The sequence below is a fragment of the Paucisalibacillus algeriensis genome, from assembly GCF_000577245.1.
In the GTDB taxonomy this organism is placed as follows: domain Bacteria; phylum Bacillota; class Bacilli; order Bacillales; family Amphibacillaceae; genus Ornithinibacillus.
Window position 1 is genome coordinate 588396 of record NZ_CBYO010000022.1, and the last position, 17757, is coordinate 606152.

Sequence of the window (17757 nt, forward strand, 5' to 3'; positions counted from 1 at the left end):
TTATAAATCAATTATAAACTGTGCTTCTTTTACTTTAACACTCTAAAGTGGTGAGGGATTGTCCCCTATCATTATAAGGCTTCCCTAATAAGCTTCTTATAATATACCACCGATAGAATTCCAAAGATTGAATACAACAATGTATACAGCACCATGACAATAATCATTGGGGTCCATAATTCTGTACCGAAGAAGAACCATCCTGACTTCACTGCAAAGTAACTGTGACAAAGTCCAACAACGAGCGGAATTCCAAAGTTGAATAATTGTTTTGCTTTGATTCCATTTAATAAATCAGATCTTGTAAAACCTAATTTCCTTAAAATCGTATAGCTATGTCTTTCTTGTTCTCCTTCATCCATTTGTTTAAAGTAAAGAATACATCCAGATGTGATTAAGAAGGTCAATCCAAGAAATCCAACAACAAACATCGCAAGTCCCATATTTAGTTTTTGATTAATAAAGTAATCTAGCTGTGACTCATACCCAGCCCACTTACTAACACCAGATGAATGGAAAATTTCATTTGCCTCTTCTAAATCATTTTTATTTTCTATATCTATCCCTATTGACACGCTAAATTCATTAGACACACCAGGTTCAAAATCATTATCCGTGTTTAATTGTTGAAATACCTCATGGTCGATTACCGCAACAGGAAATCCACTATTCGTCAATCGGAGAGGAATAATATTTTGATCCTGAATCTCTATTAAATCCAGTTCAAATGATTTGGTTTCCCCCGTTACGGTAAATTCTCCTGTTGTGAAAGTCATAAATGCTTCGATAGCAGCATGAACATTTAACAGGACGGCTTCATCCTCGGAAACATCCAGATCACCCACTTGAGCATCTGACACAAAAGTCATAGGAACCTTAAAATCCTCTGGACTGGACAGTGCTCCCATACCGCCTTCTACAATATGAGTCGTATCCGTGTTCACATTAATGATGTCAATGACCGTTTTCGAGTAGTTAATTCCACTCTCATCCAGCTTTTCGGTAAATTGTTTGGCATGGGCTGCATTTGGGATAGAAAAATCATAAACGACATAGTCTTCAGCCTGCTTTTCTGCTGAATAATAAGATATATACGAAAGCGATAATAACCCTATAGCTAAAGCTGACACCGTTGTTACGACTGTTAAAAGTAAAGAATTGGAACGCATCCGAAACATAATTGATGACAGTGACAATACTTTATTGACCGATAAATAGCCATTATTTTTTTTCCGAATCAGATGAAAAATAAACCGAACCGAGCCCTTATAAAAGAAATACGTACCAATAATTACAGAACCAAGAATTATCAGCATAACCAAAAACAGCAGCATCATAAATTGACCTTCAAATAGCTTTGTCGATAAATAATATCCGAAAATAATCAAGCAAAGCCCCAGAATCCCAATCAGAATTTCAAAAATAGAAACCTTATATTTCTTATTCTCAGTGGTAGACCTGACATGGAACAAAGTCAAAATTCGTTGCCGTTTAATAAACAAGAAGTTAATCGCCATAATCACTAAATATATAGCAGCAAAAACAATTACCGTTTGAAAAAGAGCTTCCTGAGAGAAGCGGAGCTCTGCTATCTCATCTATCTCAATAATTTTAAATAAAATCATCATAATTAGCTTTGAAGAAACAAAGCCAAGGAATATTCCTATCATCATCGAGCCGAAATATAAGATAAAATTTTCCACTCCGATAATCCGAAAAATACTCCCTTTTGTTATTCCAACCAATTGAAATAAACCAATTTCTTTCCCTCTTCGCTTAATGAATAGATTATTGGCATAAACTAGAAATACCGTCACAATGGCAACTAGCAAAACAGAGCTAGTTTTCATTGCCGCTTCTCCCTTGATGGAGCCATTAGTCACATCCATCGCAGGGTCATATTGCAGTGTGACAAAAGCAAAGTACAACGCAACACTAAACACGAGGGCAAAAACATATAAATAATAGTTTTTGATATTCTTCAGCAAACTCCGAAAGATGAGAGACTTAAAGCTCATGCTGCACCCCACCTAACACACCCTGTGTTTTAATGATGTCTTGGAAGAACTCCTGCCTTGAATCATCCCCTCGATTTAGTTTTGTGAAAATTTGACCATCCTTAATAAAAATCACACGGCTACAGTAGCTTGCAGCTAGAGGGTCATGGGTGACCATCACGATGGTAGCCTTTAGCTTTTCATTTAAATCACTTAGCTTATTCAACAAATCAGAAGCAGACTTGGAATCCAATGCACCGGTAGGCTCGTCAGCAAAAATGATACTAGGCTGATGAACAAAAGCGCGTGCTGCGGATGCCCGTTGTTTCTGACCACCAGAGATCTCATTCGGATATTTATCCTTAACTTCCGCGATACCTAATTCGTTAACCACACGGTCGAACATGATTTGTGCTTCTTTTTTGGGTGTTTTATTAACCGTTAACGGTAGCATAATATTTTCTTTCACTGTTAAAGTATCTAAAAGGTGATATTCCTGAAAAATGAAGCCCAAATGACGTTTTCTAAATTCCGCTAATTGCTTATCCTTCATTCCAGTAAATTCTTTACCCTCCAGACGAATTGAACCTTGGGTAACTCGGTCAATAGAGGAAAGAACATTAAGTAAAGTTGTTTTCCCTGAACCAGACGGCCCCATGATTCCAACAAATTCACCCTTCTCCACCTCAAGGTCAATTCCTTTCAAAACCTCTTGCCGATTCCATTTATTCCCGTAAGTTTTCACAATCTTATTTGCTTCTAAAATACTCATTGTCTTCAACTCCTTCTTCTATCTTTATCATAAATGGAGTTACCAATCTATTCCTTCGATTCTCCTAACAAAACAATTAAGCATGTGACAATATTGTCACATGCTTGTAAGCTCAAGAAAGTCATTCTTTTTTGGAAATGTTAACGTCACTTTCGTACCTTCTCCAACGGTGGAAGCAACATCGATATGAAGCTTCATAGGCCGAGAAGCTTTCTTCGTGAGGAAAAGCCCCATTCCGGTTGCCTGATGGTCCTTATGATTGGATGTGGAGGTAAACCCTTTATCAAAAATTCGGGGCAAGTCCTTTGCAACAATCCCCCGTCCTTGATCTTGGATGGTAAGTACTACATTCCCGTTCTGATTAAAACTCTGAATTTCAATTTCCGATTGCTCACTATACTTTACCGCATTAGTCAAGATCTGCCTGATAATAAATGGCAGCCATTTTGCATCGGATAAGACCTGTTGCGTTTCCAACGACAATTCAAAGCCAATCCCTTTTTGAAAACACCACGTTTTTAATGATTGAATCTCTTGGTTGATTATTTTTTCTAAATCAACTCGCTCAATATAAAGGTCATTTTCCATAAATGGGATGCGGCGACTATGTAATTGTTGGTCAAGGAGTAAATGAATTCTAATCCATTCATGCATCAGCTTTTCTTTTAATACAGAATCCTCCACTTTTTCAAGGATTAATTGCATGGTTGTTAGAGGTGTTTTCACTTCATGAATCCAGGAAAGCAGTTCATCCTTTTCTTGTTCGATATGCATCATCTGACGGCTTATTTCTTGTTTGGAAAAATGGACTTGTTGCTTAATTTTCCTTTCAACCATTCTCTCAAATGGGGTATTTCCTTCACTGACATAGTCAACATCCACCTCAGGATTCCAATCCTCTAGTTTTTGGTAATAAGAGCTTTCTCTACTATATCGAATAAATAGAAAACCCAAAAACAGGATGATGGATAAAAAAGCAATATAAAGAATAGAACTAAAGTTTATTGAAGGATCAATATATCCAACCAAAAGAAATAAACCCATTAAAAAGCAAAAGAAATTAATCCAACTGAGGCGTTCTACTAGAAATTTTCTTATCATTCGTTTGTTTCCTTTTCTACGGCCATATACCCTTGTCCTACCTTTGTTTCTATACATTGCCCTAACCCAATATCCTCCAGCCTTTTTCTCAATCGATTGACATTAACGGTTAAGGTGTTGTCACTAACAAACCGTTCATCATCCCATAATCGCTTGATGAGCTCCTCTCTATTCACAATTTGATTACTGTGCTCGAGTAGAATTTTCAGGATGTATAATTCATTTTTGGTTAGCTCAACTACACCTGCATCATTTTGAACAGTGCCCTTTACATAATCAACAGTTGCCGAATTCCATACCTTTACCATTACTTGTTGTTCCACACTGTAGTTATAAACCCGTCTTAATACCGCATGAACTTTCGCAATCAAAACATCAAAATGAAAAGGCTTTTGTACGAAATCATCCCCTCCAAGCTGCATTGCCATTACCATATCAGTTGGATGATCTCGTGATGATAGAAAAATTATCGGAACTTTAGAGTGAGCGCGAATCTTTCGGCACCAATGAAATCCATCAAACTTAGGTAATTGAATATCAATAAGCACAAGGTCAGGATTTATTTTGATGAACTCTTTCATTACACCATTAAAATCTTTGATGCCATAAACATCATATGACCACTGTGATAATCGTTCCTGTATCTCGTTATATAGTGTCTTGTCGTCTTCGATTAACAAGATTTTAAACAATTCTATCACCATTTCTACTTGTTTAATAAAGGTATTTTATCTAAAAAGATGTTGGGTTGTTAGGATAGACTATCCCCACTATTCCACCAAATCATGCTTAAATGCATAAATCACAGCCTGCGTCCGGTCCTGCACCTCCAGTTTACCTAGAATATTACTTACGTGAACCTTAACTGTCTTCAATGCAATAAACAATTCATCAGCAATTTCTTGATTCGATTTACCTTGAGCAATCAATAGAAGAATTTCCATTTCACGTTCGGTTAATTGGTCATGAAGATGAACAACAGGCTTTTCGCGCATTTTTGTCATTATTTTCCCGGTTACTTCTGGTTCTAAGACAGATTCTCCTCCATAAGTCGACCGTATAGCTTTAGCTATTTCTTCTGCTTTAGAAGTTTTAAGCATATAACTAGTTGCACCAGCTTCCAATGCAGGATAAACCTTTTCGTCGTCAAGGAAACTAGTTACGATGATGATTTTTGCTTCTGGCCATTGTTCTATAATTTGTTTGGTAGCTTCAATCCCATCCATTTCCTTCATCACTAAATCCATTAGGATAATATCCGGTCTATACTGTAAGGCAAGTTCAACAGCAGGGCCGCCATCACTTGCTTCCGCTACCACTTCAATATCTGGTTGTGCCGAGAGATAGGCGGACACCCCAATACGGACCATTTCATGATCATCCGCAAATAGTACTCTAATCACTAACGTCACCTTCCTTCGGTAAAATAGGAACCTTCACTTCTAACTGTGTTCCCTGATTTGGTAAGGAAATAATCTTAATGGTACCACCAACTTCTAATGCACGTTCCTGCATGTTTTGTAAGCCATATGATCCTGTTTTTACTTTCGTGATATCAAACCCAACACCATTATCTTTGACACGTAAAATAGCGATATCGTCACGTTGGACTAACATTACATGAAGGGATGTCGCTTTTGAATGCCTTAGGGTATTGGATACAGACTCCTGAAGAATACGGAAAAATTGATCCTCAACACCCTTATCAAGCTTAAATTCTTCTGCCTTCCATGTGATATCCATAGGAACCTTCTGCTTTAGTTCCATTAATAATTCTTCTACACCTTCCAGAAGTGATTTTCCTTTCAATGCTACTGGCCTTAAATGTAAAAGCAATGCCCGCATTTCGAGCTGAGATTGTTGAATCATATTTTCAACCAGTTGTAGCTGTTTTTTCATCGTGTCATTCATTTCATCTGCGGTTTCATTGATTGCAGACATCATCATCGATGCAGCAAACAATTCTTGACTAACAGAATCATGAAGGTCCCTTGCCAAACGGTTACGCTCTTGTACAACAATTTCTTGTAGACTTTGTTCACGCTCTTCAGCTCTTTTGGTTGCGAGGCTCTGAAAATGTTCGGCTTGTTTCTTTATCTTATCTTGTATTTGCTCTAATTTTTGTTCCAGACTATCTAATTCCTTATAGGAAACATCATCTGAGTTAATACGTTGACCCTTCACTAAGCTATCTAGCTGTCTATCCATGTGTCCTATCCGTTGCTTCCAATACCAACCAATTGAAATCCCCAAAATCGCACCAGATATAGTCGCAATACCAAGGACTGTTAGGAGAAAGGAGATATCTCCAACTTTCATTTCCCAGAGCATGGACCAACTAAATTCCTCATGCAAGAAAAAAGTTAACCCAACAGATAAAATTACTAATACCAAACTATACATAATTCCAATAATCATATGGCGAAGAACTGTCATCATATTCGCTTCACCTCAATATCACCGGAGAATACAGAGGTTATGATTTTTACTCTAGGATAGGTCGTATCATAATTTTCCGTTTGGTATAATAGCGACTTATTGATTAAATTCAAATCTTTTTCATCAAAGATATGTGCTCTACCAAATACAGAGCTATGATGAATACTAACTTCTACTTCATATGGAACGTAAATTTCGATATTTCCAATTAAATGACGAATGGAAATTACTGCAGTGTCATTTGGAAGCACCGTATTACTTAAATCAATTATTCGATCACCAACTGCACCATGAATGTTTACATCTCGCCATTGATAGGCCATCTCCTTTGTCTGCACATCGTCAAACAACGTATTTTCAAAGAGTGGCTTTATTTTAATAAGCTTTTCATCATTAATGACATTACTAGGAAGAATTGGTTCTAGGTCTTTACTTTTCTTTGACTCCGAGTAATCCTTAAGCCATAGTACGATTACCACAACTATTAGAAAACGTACGGCCCAAAGATTTAAGATGGAAAAGGTAAAAAAGACTAAGAAAATCCAAAACAACACTTTCCCCCAAAGTTGCTGGAAATTTTTCCACCCAATATAAGCAAATATAGCAGAAAATATTGCTGGTATAATAGCCCCACCAAAATGGAATATTATTTCAAAAATAAGAAGGATTGCTCCTACGATCATAATCCAGTTGAGTGTATCTGTTTTTAGCTTTTTGAACATAGCAGGAATCCCCCCTATCCATATGAACTCATTTAGGCCCAATTTCTTGGACCTGTGTCATGAGTATACCATTTTTAGGTAAAGTTGCGCATTTCAATTAATTTGCTTTTTCTTTTTCAGCCATTTCCTTTTCTAATTTAGCAATTTTACTATCAAAGGTGCTCTTGTAGTATGCACTATTTACCTTGTATTCTAAGTTGTCAATGTAACGCTCCATCTCAGCAAACTTGGAAAAAGGTTTATCAGATACTTCATCCATCACACGATTAATTTGATGGTTAGCATGAAGGACATTCTCACGACCCATCAATTCCATCCGACGTAGACGCATATCTTTAATACGATGTTTCATTTCCTCATATTTCTGCTCTAACTCTTCTAATTGTTCAATTGATTCTTGGCGGGAAGCTTTCATTCGCTCTGCACGCGCTTGATATTCGTCATGCTCCTTTTGAGCAAAAGCATGCATTTGCTCCTCGCCAGCTTTTTCTGCAATTGTTGCTTGTTTTTGACGCTTCTCAGCCATTTCTGCAGCTTTTAAATATTCTTTAGAAAACTCATCCTTCAATTTGTATTGGCGCTCAATTAATTTACGAACCTTTTCTACCTCTTGTTCCGCTTGCCGTAAATATTGATTTAATGCACCAACTGGGTTCTTCTGTTCCTTTTTGTCTAGTAAATCATGTAAATCCGCTTCGATGGAATCTTTTATACGGGTGAATACGTTTGTCATTTTATTCTCTCCTTTTAATTGTTAATTTTTATTATCTTGGTTGGCGGGAGCTTGATTCCCTTTTTTGGGCGCATGCTCTTGTGGTGGGCGCTTGGTTCTCGTTTTTGGGTGCCCTTGTGGGGCTGCGCTTACTCCACGTTTTCGGGCGCATGCTTCACGCTCATAGACTCATTGACTCAGTCAGGTCTCAGGTGTATGTTAGCCATGCCCACATCAATTAATTGTTCAATTCTGCCCACTGGCGTTCAAAGTTTGAAAATGGATCATTGTCATCAGCAGGAATAATTGTGTCATGCTCTTCCTTTTTCCAGTTTTTAACTATCCAGTATAGTGCAAATGCAGCTGCGATTCCTAGTACTGCATAGATATTCGAAAATGCAATTCCTAGAATTAATAATCCAAGAATTACCCAGCCAATTTTACCTGCTACAGAATGACTCTTCACGAACTTCTTAAAGATGATATAAAGCAGCCAAACACTTAACCCTAGTAACACCATTGGTCCTAAATTTGTTAATAAAACAAGTAGGGCAATTAATCCCCCTACAAACAGCATAAATTTTCTCATCTGATTTCCTCCTTTCATGATCTTGACTTAATCTTACCGAAGAAAATAAGTTTGGATAATGAGCCTCAGCTATATTTCCCACTAGGACTTAGGGCTTATAAGGGTCTAAGGCTTAATGAATGAGATGTACTCTTACGTAAAAAGAAAAGCTGTTTCAAAGGCAATATCTTTTGACCTTTGAAACAGCTTTTCCTAATTAATTGTTATCTTTTTAGGGGATGATTTTCCCCTATTTAATTCTTACCAACAACCGTAACCAAACTTATCTGACTCTGATTCCAGAACCTAATGGGTGCCACACTAGTCCCTAAACCACTATCTATATAAAGGTACTGGTCATTTCCAAACTCAAATATCCCTTTATCCAATTCTGGGAAAAATCCTTGGTCAGGAGCAATTACAGCACCAATCAATGGTACTCTTACCTGTCCTCCATGAGTATGCCCACTCAATATTAAGTTAGCGGGGATATCCTGATATTTTTGCACAACAGTAGGTGAATGGGAAAGTAGTACCGTATAATGCTCTTGACTTACACCGTCAAATGCTAGATTAAGATTTTCATTATTGGTTGATTCATTATCAATTCCAACTAGATTTATAGTTGTATCGCCTTTGGTGATCTGAGTATTCTTATTGTTTAGGATTGTCACACCTCGTTTCTTTAGACCCACTAGCAATTCTTCTGTATTCCTATTTCCCCATTCATGGTTGCCAGTGACGAAATAAAGGTTGGGATTAATGGCTTTAAATTCCTTAACCAGGGAGAAAACACTAGAAAAGGTAGTTGTCTTTCTATCCACCAGGTCTCCGGTTAAAACAATAAAATCGCTATCTATTCGCTTGACCGTTTCTATTAACTTTTCATTTTGGTCACCGAATACTTTATTATGCACATCACTAATTTGTAAAAAAGAAATTTCAGACCCAGCCGGAATCTTGTCCGTCACAAACTGAACTTTATTAACTTGGAATACATTAGTGTCAATATATGCTTTACCTGCTGTAATAAGGATGAATAGTAAAACAAGGGAGATCACAATCCATTTTTTATTTATTCTATTAGAAGTAATCCTATAATATTTACTTGGTATCACAATTCATCCTCCTACTTAGTTATATAATTTTCTACCAACTCATAACATCGTTCTTCGCCCAATCTGCAAGTGAAGCTGAATAAGCAAATGGTTCCAGTGGCCTGGCACTCCTCGAAATATGTCAAAGAAAGATCTATACCAAGGAGTGACAGACATTATAAAACCTTGTATAATTCTGATAGGATTCCTTGGAGGTGATAGAAATGGCGAGATTATTTATATATCAGCCAATATTTGTAGGAACTCATGCAAAGCCAATTTATTAGAAGGCGATACTTTGTATGAGGTACAAATAACATAATCGTCAAATCCATTTCTGATAATTGGCTTTAACCATTTGCTATAAAAAAATGAGGAGCTGACAGAAATGACAAATAAAATCAATATGACATTAGAAAATATTCCATTCCTGAGACATGATCAATATAACTTTATTAAATTCCAACTAAAAATTATTGTTCATGCTCATTCAACAATAAAGGATGAAGAAGTTATTAACACCGTAAAGCTAAGTTCAATGGATAAGATATTTTCTTTATTGCCTAATCTAACTGAAAATCAACAAGCATTATTATCCAAAATTGTGGATATAGAAGTGCATAACCAAGCAGAATTATTTTTAACAGAATTAAAAAGTTATGTAATTCCATTTAGAAATACAACAGAAAAAACTCTAACTAAATTATTTCCGAAAGTGAAGAAGTTCAAAGGTCCTGATCTTAACGCGATTGATTATAGAGAAATATCTTATATAGGTTGGTACGATATTCGCTCAGAGAGAAAGTTTCTAGTTACTGAACACAATGAGAAATTGATTGGTTTCCAAGGAACTTTTATGAAGAGCATAAAAGGTATTTGTTCTCTATGCAATCAATATGAAGATGTTGGATTGTTTATGGCTAATGTAAGAACTGGAAAAGAAACGTATACAAATCGAGGTAATTACATTTGCGTGGACAGTCATAAATGTAACCAAAACCTAACTACATTAGATAAATTACACTACTTTATCGAACTATTAGGTAAATAGTTATTTTTGGGTTTATCACTCCCCGAATCTCAATCTCGGGGAGTGATTTACACCATTAACCTATATCTAACACAAATGCACCCGCAAGAATATGGAATCATTTCATTTGTTATAATGCAGAAAAGTTACGTTTTTTCACTTATACAATGGCTGTTTTGTTCTTTCCTATACAAAAAAACTAGATCATATTATAAACTAGGCCGTATGAGGGTGCTATTTCCGTCTATTAGAATATAGCTGTTTAAAGTAATTCCTTATTTTTATTATATGAACGCTTTAATGAAATAAAGCTTGTAAAAAACCATACTAATCCAACACTTATTAATAACCCGATAATTTCCACCCATTCTGTTTTATTAGCGGGTATGCCAGAAAAGACTAAATATAACACTATATACATTAGGACAAAACTAACTGTTTTAGTTAAGATATGTTTTATCTCTTTTTTATAGGAACTTTCTGTTGCAATATTTGTATACTCAATACCAGATAATATATACCTCCCCGATACATAGAAGAGAAAAATAGCAACCAGGATTAATAATGCTGTTCCCGTGTTTATAGATAAGAACTGATTACAAATCACCATTACAACAAGGGAAAGAAAGAGAAGAATTGCCCCTTCCGCTAAAAAGTACAACATTCTTGTCTCCTTATATTCATCACTTGGAATTAAAAATGATATCCATGATTTTCTTTCTACTTAACCTCCCAAAATAAATCATCTAATGTTTTGTTTAGTACTTTTGCGATGGACATACAAAGTTGAAGACTTGGATTGTACTCACCCTTCTCTATAAGTCCGATTGTCTGTCTAGTCACACCAACCTTCTTGGCTAATTGTTCCTGGGTCATAGACAGATTTATTCTTGAAATTCTTACATTATTTTTCATCGCTTCACCTTCATTTGTAACATACCCCTAAGATTACGCAATATATATATGTCATTATGTAATTTATATATTACATAACATATGAGAAAACGTCAATTGATATATCGGTGCCTATTGGTGGAATCGGAGTTAAATAGTTCATGGATAGACTTATGACAGTAGAGGAACTAGAAAATGAATATCCGATAGGAAGCGTGTTTTGATAATTGTACAAAACACGCTATTTATTCATCTGTAAGGACTTCCTTTGTTTCTGTAGTTTTTCTTTAATTCGAATACATTTGTTTATGTGCAAAAAGTTATGTCTAGTCGCTGGCATCAAAACTAATCCAGCAATTGTTTTCTTGCTCCAGTATTCAGCAAGCCATTGAGATTGCTGCAGGACTGCATCTTCATCGAAAAGTCGCTTTATTCGCTTTGCTTCCACTTTCATTTGGAATTGTCCTGGTATTAGGGAAGAAATAACTTCTTGTGTTTGTTTACCAACGGCTATTCTGTACTCAAGTAATGCCTCAAAATCTATGCTTGAACTTAAAACAGAAACATCTTCCTCACTCATGTCATTTCCTGAATGTACAAATGGAATGTTCATCTTTTCTTGCCAATTAGAACTTTCTAAAACCTGCTGCCCATCAGCCACCAAAATATTCATCGTCATATCCTCTATCCGGGCTATATGCCATAAATGCCATGCAATAGAGTTCTTTGTATCGGGATTTGTTACTGGGTATTGTCTAAAAATAGCTTCATCTAATCCCCTTAATAATTCACCTTCCAATGTTACCTGATCTATTTGGTTAGATAGGGATGAGTATAATAAAGAGTGCTGTGTTAGAAATAATTGAATTACCTGTTCGTGTTTATCGGATTTTAAAATAATCTCTTTTAGTTTTTTATGGTCCTCATTCCAAACCCTGCGTTGTTTCATATCCATAAAAATGATTCCTCCCATTCTTAACCTATAATCAAAGTCCAAAGATCATACTGCTAATTGGCAATATAAAATCTACCTAGATAATAACACGAATGTTTGTTTTGTTACTATATTTATTTAACTATTCTGTTTACAAATAAAAAATAGCGAACACCCCTTCATAGAAGGGACTGCTCGCCTTAATATAAATAATGGAACTTATTCTAGACTCTTTAATGCCTCTTCTACTGGAGTCTCTCCTGTCATTAAACCAATTGTCTTCCTATAGGTCTTCTCTTCTTCCAAGGAAGCAACAACCGCTCTTGCTACATCTTCACGAGGAATGGAGGTTTTCTCAAATGAATCACCTACTGAGACTTTTCCTGTACCAGGCTCATTTAATAATAGGCCAGGACCAAAGATTGTATAGTTTAGATTACTTGCTGACAACATAAGGTCAGCATAATGTTTGGCAACCATATATGGTTTAATTGGACTGTCTTTCCAAGATTCTCGGTCATACGCTTTAAATGCACTTACCATGACATAACGGTTTGCACCAACCTTTTCCGCTGCTTCCATTGATTTTACCGCACCGTCTAAGTCAACGAGTAATGTTTTATCTGGGCCGGTTTTTCCACCAGATCCCGCTGAGAAAATTACTGCATCTGAACCCTTCATTGCATTGGCTATTTCATCCACACTGCCTTCTAAATTAGCAATAACAGCATTTATACCAGATTGTTTAAGTTGTTCTTCCTGTTCCCCGCTTCGCACCATTGCAGTTAATTCATGTTTATCATTTTCTTGAAGGAATTTCACAATATGTTTTCCTACCTGACCATTTGCTCCGATTAGAAATACTTTCATTTTGAATACTCCCTTCCTTTTTACTATATATATTGTTTCAAATGGGGGAGTTATTATCAAAAATGTTGCTTGAATATTTTCACCTTATGCAAAAATAGAGATCGCCAATCGTTACTTAGTAGAAATTACCACAATGTGTGTCAGGTGGGACAAGCCCAAATCTAGGGAAATTTAACCCGGTTTTGCTTAACATGTACCCATAAAAAAGAATATACTCCTAAACCCTTATATTAATTTTCTTTATCTTTACCGTCTTTGGCATCTTTGCCAAGGAAAGCTTGTAGCATCCAGATGGTTTGGTCTATGGAATTTTTATAGCCGATTAACATATCTTCTGTCACTGGGTCGTCTTCTTTATTTGCTAGATCAATAGATTTTACTGTGATATCGTGAATCGTTTGGTAATCATTTACTAGATTTTCTACCATGATATCTGCAGGTATCTTGTTATTATATTGTTCTTCCTCTATAAAGGAATGCTCTAGGTATTCTACCAGAGTAGAATATGGCTTTTCCCCTTTTGCTATTAGACGCTCAGCAAATTCATCATAATACTGGTTTGCTTCGTTATATAATTCTTCAAATTTTTCATGAAGGGTAAAGAAATGTGGACCCTGTACATACCAATGATACTGGTGAAGCTTTACATTTAAGACTCCTAGATTTGCCACTAAGTGGTTGACCATAGTTGAAGTTGTTGCTTGTCGATGTGTATGTGTTGTTGTCATATAAATCTCTCCCTTTTCTTTTAATAGTTTGACTATAGTAAACCTGTACCCTTAATTCCTGAAACTTAATCATGATTTTTTCTGGGAATGAATCCAATACAAGAAATTTATTAGTTAGACGGGTATTACAGTTAATCCCATTTCTGCTTTCATATTTTTACGATTAAATCGGATAAGCCTCATTGCATAAAAGATTACTAAAAGGACACTAGCTTGGCTTCTTCTTTTTGTTTATCCAGCGGATATACATGGCCATCGACTCCTATTCTGAATTGGTTAAATCCGAAATATTTATGTCTTCTTTATGGACTCATCATAGATCATAATCACTGGAATTAACTTGACCTAGGTCAAGTTTTGGGGAAATTTTGAGGAGAATGATATTTAGGAGCTATATTCCTTTATTACTCTCAAGATGTTTGCCACCTATCTACATATATAATCGATTATAAAGATAGGAACGTGGCATAAAGTCATTGGAAATCTAGAAACTCAATTTAATTTATATGTTTATTTCATTTGGTGGAACTCGGATATATTTATTCATTTCAGTTTATTGGCTAAAGATAATAAAGGGTGGTTCTCTGTTACTTCGCTTAAAAATCTAAAAAGACTTTCTAGAAGTAGGCAAGTACTTATGGAAAGTCTTTTACAATATAATGTTACGGTTAAACGACTCCTAATAAATTCCTAGCCATTTCATCATATTCTTCCAGTCCCGATATGATAGCAAATTCCGCAACCGCTACTGGATATGCCGAGATGGATTCCATAATATGCTCTTTCATTCCAGCCCAATAAATGCCACCTGCTTCACGGTAATAGTAGATTAATTTATCAAGAGCCTCTTCCCCAAACGCTTGGAAATGAAAGACAAAGTCATGGGATACATCAGTTACTTTTGCCTCTGTCCAATCTATTAATCCAGTGACATTTGTGTTTTCATCTATCATCGTATGCCCCGCATGAAGATCTCCATGGATTAAACCGGTAGTCTGAGGCCAAATGTCCTTATTATTTAACCAGGTTTGCCAGCGGGTCCACAAGTCTTCCGCCACGCCAAACTTAGCCTTCACTTTTTCCATGCGTTCTTTCATAGAAGCTCTTGCTTCTTCTGCAGTATGAATTATTAACCCAGCTCTCCTGGCCTCTTCGCCTGGAATGTTATGAAGTGAAGCCAATGTTTGAGCTAATGTTTGATGGAACTGTTCTGGTACATTCTCATAGTCCATCTCCCAGATATAGTTTTGTATTTCAGGATCAATGGTTCCAGCCGGTACTCCATTTAATTTTTTGTAAGCAATTAATTCCTTATCATAGATGGACCATACGGGAACTTGGAACGCTACATGTCTGTGCACTAAATCTAATACATTATTCTCTACGATTGTTCGCTCCATAACATCATCACGCCTTGGAATTCTTAAAATCCATTCATTTCCGTTTTGATCTTCAGAAAATGCAACTAAAAAGTCTAGTCCTGACTCATTAAATTTTATGGTTTCCTCAATTATTTGGAGTCCATATTTTCTTGCTAAATGGACTACTTGACCTTTTTCCATGAATAAGCCTCCTTTTATATCCTATTCATTTTATTCTTTCTTAGACTTTTTATTTAAGTACCAATCAACTACTGAATATCCCAATAAAACACCAAGTGCAACCGAAAATGCTGTGCGAACATCTAAGTCTGGTTTTAATAGCGCATTTACTGTTAAATTTATTATGAATAATATTAAAAAGCAAAGCACAAATTTGTAAAACCTCTTCATGCTTCTTTCCCTCTAGAATCATCACTTGGCCTTGTTACGTCTTCTGCAATAGTTACATCCCAAGCAAGGACCGTTGTACTATCTCTAACATTATTTTCTTTTATAGTCTGTAGTAATGTCCTAACACCATGATCCATTCCATGGTCCATCATGACATGATAAATATCATGAGGAGAAGAAAATGGTTCATTCGGACATTCAACAAGCCCATCTGTGGTTAATAAGATACGGTTCAATCCTTTTCTTAGTTCTCTAATACCACTACTATAGCACGGAACCACCTGTTCAAATGTATTCACTTGTCCAACCCATTCAAAGAACTGACGTTGATTTAGCTGATACTGTCCAAGCTTAGCAAGTTCGGGATGAAATAAATAGGAAATACAGTCTCCTATGGAAAACCACCACACATATTTGTCCATTCTTAAAACTATTAAACAAGCAGTCTCACCTTTAACTTTTCGGCACTTAAATAGGAACTCTTCTTCTAAAAACAAGCCTAACACTGTTTCTTCCATACTTTTAATAGACTGATTAAAAGGTTGGGTTAATAGATTTTGTATTTTTGTTCGACCCTTTGTCAATTGCTCAATCACTATTTCAGCACTCTCTGCTGAATTGTGAGCATCTAAAATAACAGCAAACTCCCATCTCTGTTCCTCCTCTGCCCAAACCAGACAGCCGTCTTCATTTTTATATTGACCTGCAGTAGAATTACCACCGAAACGCCCGACTGCTATGTGGTTAATATTCTGAATGCTTATAGTATCTACACAATTATCTTCACTTCCTACCCAAGAAAACTCACAAGTGTTTTCCATTTTAGTTGTTCTCCAAATATGCTTTTAGACGATTACATAGTTTAATAACTTCACTGTTAACACCCATCGGGGCATCTTCCCAATCATAGACTGCCATCGGTCCCCAGTATTCTTCCGGTGTATTCGGGTATCGTGCAACTACGTGCATGTGCAAGTGTGGAACCGAATTACCAGAGACAAGTGAATAGACATGTTCTGCCCCTTCAGATTCCATTAGTGCTTTACTAACCCTAGCCATTACTACCCCAAATGTCTTTGCCTCATCTTCCGTCATGTCACCTAGTGTTGGAGCATGTCTCTTCAAATCAATCATAATATGACCTAGATAGTTTGGTTTTCCATTATTATCAATATGACCAACATACACATAATCATCCTCATAGATTGTAGCCCCTGAAGTCTCTATCACCCCAGCATGCTTATTACAAATAAAACAATCTTCCTTCCTGTCAATTATCCCCATTTTACTTTCTCCTTTTCTTATGTAAATTATGGAAATTATATAACACCAAATTGAATTTGGATAGGTTTTTTCTGAAAATAAAAGAAATGGTTCCTGTCACTTCCCGAAGTTTGTCGACCATCAACAAACTTGGGGGAGTGACAGGAACCTTATTACTAAAAGATAATCCTCGCTACTAATGAACTAAAGAAGCTCTCAAATCTTTCACGTCATGTTCTAAGTAACTTTTTAGGCAGGAAAGCATGTACACCCATCCTTCTTTTTGACCTAGCATTTTACTTATTACTTCAGGATCTTCTTCTTTTAATCCCGATTCATTAACTTCAATAATAGTACTTTTCTCGTCAACTTCCTTTAGTGTGATTGTTACAATTGTTTCTTCGTTGAGTTCTCCCCAAGAGAAAACTATTTGTTTGTTTACTTGAACTTCTAACACATTTATTATTCCTTCAGCACCATATTCATCATATCTTAGTATAATTTTCTTTCCTTTTTCCCATCTTTCCGAACTAGAAGAAAACCAATAGTTACCGATTTTTACTGGGTCAATAAAAGCTTCGAAGACCTCATTAGCAGATTTGTTTATTTTCATTTTTGTAGTTACTTGAGTATCCATTAAAAATTCAACACCTTATCTTTTTTCCTAATTCTATACTATATCTACTTTTAATGAAAATACTATCATTTTCCTTTAGTGCAATCGTAACAATCGTTTCTTCGTTGTGTTCTTCCCCCCAAGAAAATACAATCTAATTGTACTCCTTAACTTCCAGCACATTAATTGCCCCTTCAGCAACCCTTCGCCGATGGTATTTTTCCTTAGTATGGTTCTTTTTC

21 protein-coding genes are annotated in these 17757 nt (G+C 36.0%); 1 reads left to right on the plus strand and 20 read right to left on the minus strand.

Annotated features, from left to right (window positions below; translation table 11 throughout):
* Window positions 1–71: 71 nt before the first annotated feature.
* From TY11_RS18995 to TY11_RS19040, 10 genes are all read right to left on the minus strand, one after another.
* On the minus strand, window positions 72–2018 hold the full coding sequence (locus TY11_RS18995; RefSeq protein ID WP_042149995.1) for an ABC transporter permease: 1947 nt from the start codon (window positions 2016–2018) through the stop codon (window positions 72–74).
* A complete protein-coding gene (locus TY11_RS19000; protein ID WP_042149999.1) occupies window positions 2008–2769 on the minus strand; it encodes an ABC transporter ATP-binding protein in 762 nt (253 codons plus the stop codon). Before TY11_RS19000 ends, TY11_RS18995 begins: the two co-directional genes overlap by 11 nt.
* 96 nt (window positions 2770–2865) lie before the next feature.
* Window positions 2866–3870 (minus strand): sensor histidine kinase, encoded by a 1005-nt coding sequence (locus TY11_RS19005; RefSeq protein ID WP_042150002.1) that lies wholly within the window; start codon window positions 3868–3870, stop codon window positions 2866–2868.
* Window positions 3867–4562 carry a response regulator transcription factor gene (locus TY11_RS19010; protein ID WP_042150005.1) on the minus strand — a complete coding sequence of 232 codons (696 nt, stop codon included), beginning with the start codon at window positions 4560–4562 and terminating at the stop codon, window positions 3867–3869. Before TY11_RS19010 ends, TY11_RS19005 begins: the two co-directional genes overlap by 4 nt.
* Before the next feature lie 78 nt (window positions 4563–4640).
* A complete protein-coding gene (locus tag TY11_RS19015) occupies window positions 4641–5273 on the minus strand; it encodes a response regulator (protein ID WP_042150007.1) in 633 nt (210 codons plus the stop codon).
* Window positions 5266–6309, minus strand: coding sequence for a sensor histidine kinase (locus TY11_RS19020; protein ID WP_042150009.1), 1044 nt, complete (start codon window positions 6307–6309; stop codon window positions 5266–5268). The genes TY11_RS19015 and TY11_RS19020 overlap by 8 nt, the downstream gene beginning before the upstream one ends.
* Complete coding sequence (gene liaF / locus TY11_RS19025; RefSeq protein WP_042150011.1) at window positions 6306–7031, minus strand: cell wall-active antibiotics response protein LiaF; 726 nt, start codon at window positions 7029–7031, stop codon at window positions 6306–6308. The genes TY11_RS19020 and liaF overlap by 4 nt, the downstream gene beginning before the upstream one ends.
* Before the next feature lie 97 nt (window positions 7032–7128).
* Window positions 7129–7764: a PspA/IM30 family protein gene (locus TY11_RS19030; RefSeq protein ID WP_042150014.1), complete on the minus strand. Its 636-nt coding sequence runs from the start codon at window positions 7762–7764 to the stop codon at window positions 7129–7131.
* Window positions 7765–7981: 217 nt separating this feature from the next.
* The gene (locus TY11_RS19035; protein WP_042150017.1) at window positions 7982–8332 is read right to left on the minus strand and encodes a lmo0954 family membrane protein; all 351 of its coding nucleotides are present in this window, start codon (window positions 8330–8332) and stop codon (window positions 7982–7984) included.
* Between the two features lie 233 nt (window positions 8333–8565).
* A complete protein-coding gene (locus TY11_RS19040; protein ID WP_231495882.1) occupies window positions 8566–9429 on the minus strand; it encodes a metallophosphoesterase in 864 nt (287 codons plus the stop codon).
* 367 nt (window positions 9430–9796) lie between these two features.
* Here TY11_RS19040 and TY11_RS19045 point away from each other — a divergent pair, with 367 nt between their 5' ends.
* On the plus strand, window positions 9797–10459 hold the full coding sequence (locus TY11_RS19045; protein ID WP_052345907.1) for a FusB/FusC family EF-G-binding protein: 663 nt from the start codon (window positions 9797–9799) through the stop codon (window positions 10457–10459).
* 241 nt (window positions 10460–10700) lie between these two features.
* Here the strand turns inward: TY11_RS19045 and TY11_RS19050 are convergent, their stop codons facing one another.
* The 10 genes from TY11_RS19050 to TY11_RS19095 all read right to left on the minus strand — a co-directional run bounded on the left by TY11_RS19050 (window position 10701) and on the right by TY11_RS19095 (window position 17536).
* Window positions 10701–11102, minus strand: coding sequence for a hypothetical protein (locus TY11_RS19050; protein WP_042150021.1), 402 nt, complete (start codon window positions 11100–11102; stop codon window positions 10701–10703).
* Between the two features lie 56 nt (window positions 11103–11158).
* Complete coding sequence (locus TY11_RS19055; RefSeq protein WP_042150024.1) at window positions 11159–11353, minus strand: helix-turn-helix transcriptional regulator; 195 nt, start codon at window positions 11351–11353, stop codon at window positions 11159–11161.
* A 220-nt stretch (window positions 11354–11573) separates the two neighbouring features.
* Entirely contained in the window at window positions 11574–12287 is a 714-nt protein-coding gene (locus TY11_RS19060; RefSeq protein WP_042150027.1) for a DinB family protein, read from the minus strand.
* Between the two features lie 198 nt (window positions 12288–12485).
* Window positions 12486–13136 carry an SDR family oxidoreductase gene (locus TY11_RS19065; protein ID WP_042150030.1) on the minus strand — a complete coding sequence of 217 codons (651 nt, stop codon included), beginning with the start codon at window positions 13134–13136 and terminating at the stop codon, window positions 12486–12488.
* 230 nt (window positions 13137–13366) lie between these two features.
* Window positions 13367–13864, minus strand: a complete 498-nt coding sequence (locus TY11_RS19070; RefSeq protein WP_231495883.1) for a Dps family protein — start codon at window positions 13862–13864, stop codon at window positions 13367–13369.
* 668 nt (window positions 13865–14532) lie between these two features.
* Window positions 14533–15426, minus strand: coding sequence for a macrolide 2'-phosphotransferase (locus tag TY11_RS19075; protein ID WP_042150035.1), 894 nt, complete (start codon window positions 15424–15426; stop codon window positions 14533–14535).
* A 30-nt stretch (window positions 15427–15456) separates the two neighbouring features.
* Window positions 15457–15636: a hypothetical protein gene (locus tag TY11_RS19080; RefSeq protein ID WP_042150037.1), complete on the minus strand. Its 180-nt coding sequence runs from the start codon at window positions 15634–15636 to the stop codon at window positions 15457–15459.
* A complete protein-coding gene (locus tag TY11_RS19085; protein WP_042150039.1) occupies window positions 15633–16457 on the minus strand; it encodes a PP2C family serine/threonine-protein phosphatase in 825 nt (274 codons plus the stop codon). The genes TY11_RS19080 and TY11_RS19085 overlap by 4 nt, the downstream gene beginning before the upstream one ends.
* A gap of 1 nt (window position 16458) precedes the next feature.
* Window positions 16459–16920, minus strand: coding sequence for an HIT family protein (locus TY11_RS19090; RefSeq protein WP_042150042.1), 462 nt, complete (start codon window positions 16918–16920; stop codon window positions 16459–16461).
* A gap of 175 nt (window positions 16921–17095) precedes the next feature.
* Window positions 17096–17536 (minus strand): SRPBCC family protein, encoded by a 441-nt coding sequence (locus tag TY11_RS19095; RefSeq protein WP_042150044.1) that lies wholly within the window; start codon window positions 17534–17536, stop codon window positions 17096–17098.
* Between the last annotated feature and the right edge of the window lie 221 nt (window positions 17537–17757).